At 63.5% G+C, this 5,296-nt stretch carries 4 protein-coding genes and 1 pseudogene; 4 read left to right on the top strand and 1 reads right to left on the bottom strand.

Features of this window, described 5'->3' with window-relative positions:
- The 3 genes and pseudogenes from Q0D45_RS20640 to Q0D45_RS20650 all read left to right on the top strand — a co-directional run.
- A pseudogene (locus Q0D45_RS20640) lies at positions 1 to 178 on the top strand (4-hydroxy-2-oxovalerate aldolase); the annotation flags it as partial.
- A gap of 32 nt (positions 179 to 210) precedes the next feature.
- A complete protein-coding gene (locus Q0D45_RS20645) occupies positions 211 to 402 on the top strand; it encodes a 2-hydroxymuconate tautomerase family protein (RefSeq protein WP_293397527.1) in 192 nt (63 codons plus the stop codon).
- A 78-nt stretch (positions 403 to 480) separates the two neighbouring features.
- Complete coding sequence (locus Q0D45_RS20650; protein ID WP_293397529.1) at positions 481 to 3,225, top strand: LuxR C-terminal-related transcriptional regulator; 2,745 nt, start codon at positions 481 to 483, stop codon at positions 3,223 to 3,225.
- A gap of 3 nt (positions 3,226 to 3,228) precedes the next feature.
- On the opposite strand, the gene Q0D45_RS20655 is transcribed toward Q0D45_RS20650, so the two are convergent.
- Positions 3,229 to 4,185 (bottom strand): helix-turn-helix domain-containing protein, encoded by a 957-nt coding sequence (locus tag Q0D45_RS20655; RefSeq protein ID WP_366946516.1) that lies wholly within the window; start codon positions 4,183 to 4,185, stop codon positions 3,229 to 3,231.
- A 325-nt stretch (positions 4,186 to 4,510) separates the two neighbouring features.
- On the opposite strand from Q0D45_RS20655, the gene Q0D45_RS20660 reads away from it, so the two are divergent.
- Positions 4,511 to 5,296 (top strand): Rieske 2Fe-2S domain-containing protein (locus Q0D45_RS20660; protein WP_293397531.1); only part of this gene is annotated, 786 nt, incomplete at its 3' end.

Genomic DNA, 5,296 nt, shown 5'->3' on the forward strand with positions numbered 1-5,296 from the left:
TGCCGGCGTCTATTCGAGCTTCCTGCTGTTTGCCCGAAGAGCCGAAGCCAAGTATGGCGTCCCGGCACGAGAGATCCTGATCGAACTGGGGCGACTGAAGATGGTCGGTGGCCAGGAAGACATGATCGAAGACACCGCGATCAACATGGCCCGTGAACGTGGCTTGCTCGCTGCCTGATCTCGTCGTTCCCTTCAGCGGAGTGCAAGCCCATGCCGATTGCCCATATCCATCTGATCGAAGGACGCAGCGATGAGCAGAAGGCGGCCGTGATCGCCGAGGTGACCGCCGCGCTGGCAGAGGCCGCGGAGGTGTCACCCGATGCAGTGCGCGTGCTGATCCATGACGTGCCCAAGGCGAATTGGGGGATAGCAGGTCACTCCGCCAAATCGCTCGGGCGCTGATCTCGCGCCATACTGCGGTTCTCGCATGTAGCCGAGCGGACAACCATAAGTCCGCCGCGCCTGTAGAGAGGAGGAGCCATGTCGCATAGCCGCATCCTTGGCGCGTCGTTGACGACCAAGCTCATGCCGCCGACACAGCGAAGCGTGCTGGTCGAGCGGCCCCAACTGATCGCCCGCATCGAACGCGGCCAGGAGCAGAAGCTGCTGCTGGTCTGCGCGCCTGCGGGTTACGGCAAGACCAGCGTACTGGTGCGGGCACACTCGCAACTCAAGGCTGCTGGACGTAGCGTCGGCTGGATCAGCCTCGACGAGAGCGACAAGGATCTGAGCCGCTTCATCTCGTACCTCGTCGATGCCGTGCGCCGTACCGGTATCCGCTTCGGCCAGGGGCTCGCGATCCTGCTCAGCGGCGGCGCCAGCCTGCCGTCGGACACGCTCAAGACGCTGCTGCTGAACGAGCTGTCGACGCTTGACCAGGACCTGTTTCTGTTCCTCGATGACTACCATCTGATCGCCGATGAGGACATCCGGGATCTGGTCAATGCCATCCTGCTGTCGCCGATTCCCCACATTCATTTCCTGATCGCGACGCGCACCCACAACGAGTTGCCGGTCAGCCGCCTGCGGGCGCTCGGACAACTGCATGAGGTCGCCGTGGCCGACCTGATGTTCTCGGAACTGGAGGTCGGGGAATTCGTCGCCAAGGTCAGCGGCGTACAGCTCAGCGAGGCGCAGGTCACCCGCCTGCGCGAAGGCACCGAGGGCTGGGTTGCCAGCCTGCAGATGGTCGGTATTGCGCTCAGTGACAGCAGCGACATCGATCACTTTCTCGATCGCTTCTCGGGCGAGCATCGGAGCATCGGTGATTTTCTGGGCGAAGAAGTGCTGCGGCGCCAGCCAGAGGAACTTCAGGACTTCCTGCTCGCGACCTCGATCCTCAACCGGTTCAACTGCAGCCTGAGCAATGCGGTGCTGGAGCGACAAAACGGACGGGCGATGATCGACGAGATCGAGCGTCGCAACCTGTTCGTCTTCTCGCTGGATGCCGAGCATCACTGGTATCGCTATCACCACCTGTTTTCCGATTTCCTGCGTCGTCGCCTCAAGGATCGCCACCCGGATCGCGCCGCGGAATATCACCGGCATGCGTCGCAGTGGCTTGCCGAGCACCGCTTCATGATCGAAGCGATCGGGCACGCCTTCAGTGCCGGCGACATCGCTCGCGCCGGTGAGCTGCTCGACAGGGCCAGCGGCGATCTGTTCGCGGCGGGCCAGACCGCGACCTTGCTGTCCCTATCTTCACGTCTGCCCGGCGAGCTGCTGCATCGCTTGCCGCGCTTGCAGCTGGAATGTGCCTGGCACAGCGAGCTGTCCTGGAAGTTCACCGATGCCAAGCTCGCGCTGGAACACGTGCGGACAGCGCTCGACGAACGGCTGGAGCACGGCGAAGCAGGCGGCTGTCCGGAAATGGTCTTTCTAGAGGCGAAGCTGGCGCACCGGCAGATGATGCTGGCCCTGCTGTCGGATGATTCGCCCACCACGCTGCGATTGGCGCAGGCCTGGTTGAAGGACGGCAAGACCCGCGATCCCTTCATGTGTGCGTCGACGGGCTCCGCGATCATGGCGGCGAATCGCGAGCTGTTCCATTGCGAGGGCGTCACCACGTCGAGCCGGATGTTGCATGAACGCTTCGTTGAAGGCGGTGCTTCGTACGGCGTCGTGTTCCACCAGTCCATCGCCGGGGCGACATTCATGGCCCGCGGTGATCTGACGCATGCCCAGGAGGCGTACGAACGCGCCCTGCAGGTGGCGGTGGAACTGCATGGTGAACACTCGACGCTGTACAACATGCCCGCGCTGATGTTCGCCGAGCTGTACTACGAGCGAGACCAGCGGCATCAAGCCGAGGAGATTCTCGCGCAGCGCGATATCGCGTCCGAGCTGGGCTTCGTCGACAACCTGATTGCCGGCTTCGTCACCTCGGGGCGACTGCTGATGTTGCGGGGGCGCCGTGTCGAGGCCGAAACGCTGCTCGAGGACGGCGCCTGGCTGGCCGCGCAATACGGCTTCGAACGCATGCAGGCCGCCATCCTCAACGAGCGTGTGCGCGCGCTGCTGCTGGGCAACGGCGTGAAGGAAGCTCAGGCCCTGGTTCGGGCCAGTGGCTTCAAGGAGGGTGCGGATGCCGCACCCGCGGAAGGATCAACGACCCGGGAAGAGCTGCTGGCGCTGATCGCGGCGCGCTTGTTGCTGGCTGCCGGCAATGCCCGGGAGGCGGCGGCTCAACTCAGGCTCTGGTACCTGTTCACCAAGGGCCGGCACTGCCATCGCTCGGCCTTGCGCTGCGGCGTGCTGCTGGCGAAAGCGCTGTCTGCTGCTGGCGATCGCCGCGCGGCGTTGAGAGTCATGGTCGAGTGTCTGCAGATGGGAGAAAGCGGCTGCTTCATCCGCTCGCTGATCGATGAAGGCGCGGATATCGTCGACCTGTTGATGGAGATCGAGCGGACCAGCCTGCCCGAGGGCGGGCCTTGCTCTCAGGACTATCTGCGCATGGTGTTGGCGGCGGCGGGCGTGCTCGATCGTCTTCCTGCCGAACGTTCTTCGCCGGAGAACGGCGCCACGGATCACGCCTCGCTGAGTCAGCGGGAAATCCAGATCCTGGACCTCGGTGCCAAGGGCTACCAGAACCTCGATATCGCGGAATCCCTCTGCCTCGCCGAAAGCACGGTGAAATGGTACTGGCAGCGAATCTTCGACAAGCTCGACGTGCGCCGAAGGCCGGATGCCATCAAGCGAGCGCGGCAGCATCACTGGATCAGCTGAGGATCAGCGCGCGCAGGCGCAGCTTCCGGACGCAGCCTGGCGCAGCATCACCTCGCGAAAAGCCAGCGGCTGGAAACCGTAACGCTGCTTGAACTGCCGGCTGAACGCAGCGGCGCTCGAGAAGCCGAAGTTCAAGGCGATATCGATCACTTTGCGGCTCTGCTGGTGCGGGTCTCCAAGGGCTTCCTTGCAGCATTCCAGACGGATGTTCCGGATCGCTTCGGTCGGCGTCAGGTTCTGTCGTTCGAACAGGTAATACAGGGAGCGACGGGACATTCGCAGCGCCGCGGCGAGCGAATCCGAGTTCAGCGCATGGTCTCCGATCCGCTTGATGATCAGGTCCAGCGCCCGGTCCAGGGGGCTGCGCTCCGGTGGCTGGCTGGCCGCAGCCTCGATGTTCTGCCGTTGCCGGAGTGACAGCGGAAGATCGGTGACTGCCCTGTGCCGCTCGATCCCGAGCCAGGCATCGAATAGCGCTTCATCGATCCGGAAGTGCCGCGACCACTGCAGCGCGACGGTTCGTGCCCGGCTGAGCGCCAAGCGAAACGCGATGTTTTCCTGGCACGAAGCCAGCATCGGCGACCGCAGCCGGGCGTAGGCCTCGGCGTCCCACAGGTCCTGTGGATCGTGCAAGCCGACGAACCATCGGTAGAGCGGCTTGTACTGCAGTTGTTCGGCGAGTTGCCTGTCGCAGCGGAAGGAGTAAAGGGCCTGCAGCAACAGCGCCCGGATGATCTGCTCGTCGGGAAGCGGGGGCTCGGCATCCCCGATCGCAGCAGAGGCATCGGCTACGTCCAGCGAATGGCGGACGATCTGGTCGATGACGTGGAGCGGGTGGCACTCGAGGCCATCTGCTTGTCTGGGTGAGGGATCGACGAAGACAGATCGAGTGCCGATGCCCGAAAACTCGACATCCATGACGGAGTCGCCGCTCGACTCCGAATAATCAGACCGTTCCATGCCGTCTCCTCTCTGATCGCGGTCGTGCCGGATCTCGCGTTGTCGGATGCGGCTCAGGCCGCTTTTTCTGTGGAGCGATCGTCCGGCCTGATGCGATGGCTGTCACCGGCCGCGAAGACGGGCGATCCCGCCCCGTGTTGCTTGCGAATCCTGCCGTCGGGGTCCCGGTTGGTCGTCGCCGTACTTACTTCCAACCTTCTCGGAGGGTGATCTGTCTCTGCGCGAGTCCTAGATTGCCGACACAGGCAACTCGGTGGAGCGAGTTCGGCTTGAGCGACCGATAGCGAGCGGCCGCTTTGCGTCCATAAACAGAGAGGAGATCGACATGTTTCTGAAGAATGCCTGGTACTGCGGCGGCTGGGACTACGAAGTTCACCAGGGCCGCGATGCCATCGTTTCAAGAATGATCGCCGGCGAGCGCGTGGTGCTGTACCGCAAGCCTGATGGCGGTGTGGTGGCACTCGAGGACCGCTGCCCGCACAGGCAGGCGGCCCTGTCTCTGGGCCGCAAGGAGGGCAACTCCCTGCGCTGCCTGTACCACGGCATGAAGTTCAACAGCGAAGGCGTCTGCGAGGAAATTCCCGGCCAGACGACCATCCCGGAGCGTGCCTGCGTGCGCGCCTATCCGGTGGTCGAGAGGGACAACTGGATCTGGGTCTGGATGGGCGAACCCGCCAAGGCCGATCCCAACTTGATCTGCTTCTCGGTCGGGCCGAGTGATCCGAACTGGCATATCAAGACTTCGCAGATGCGCGTGCAGACCAACTATCGCTGGGAGATCGAGAATCTTGCCGATCTCAGCCACCTGACCTGGGTGCACCCGAACACGGTCGGCGGCGATCGTGCCTACGGCGAGATCAAGCCGATCCACACCATCACGCCACGCGGCATCAACACGCTGTTCTGGGTTCGCTCGGTTGCGCCCACCGGATCGGTGAAGCACATCTTCCCGGAGGACATGAAGCTCGACATCTGCTTCGACATCCAGCACACGGTGCCTTGCAACTGGATCATGCGGTTCCGCGCCTTCAGCGCCGGCACCAATACCGAAGGCGAATCCAACGGCCAACTGCTCGTCGATACCTGGACTTGCCAGGCGGTCACGCCTCGG

This window comes from Nevskia sp., from assembly GCF_023266035.1.
Classification (GTDB): Bacteria; Pseudomonadota; Gammaproteobacteria; order Nevskiales; family Nevskiaceae; genus Nevskia.

Excerpts from the sequence above, each read along its gene's own strand:
- Q0D45_RS20645 (WP_293397527.1), top strand. The coding sequence starts at position 211 with ATGCCGATTGCCCATATCCATCTGATCGAAGGACGCAGCGATGAGCAG.
- Q0D45_RS20650 (WP_293397529.1), top strand. The coding sequence starts at position 481 with ATGTCGCATAGCCGCATCCTTGGCGCGTCGTTGACGACCAAGCTCATG.
- Q0D45_RS20655 (WP_366946516.1), bottom strand. The coding sequence starts at position 4,185 with ATGGAACGGTCTGATTATTCGGAGTCGAGCGGCGACTCCGTCATGGAT.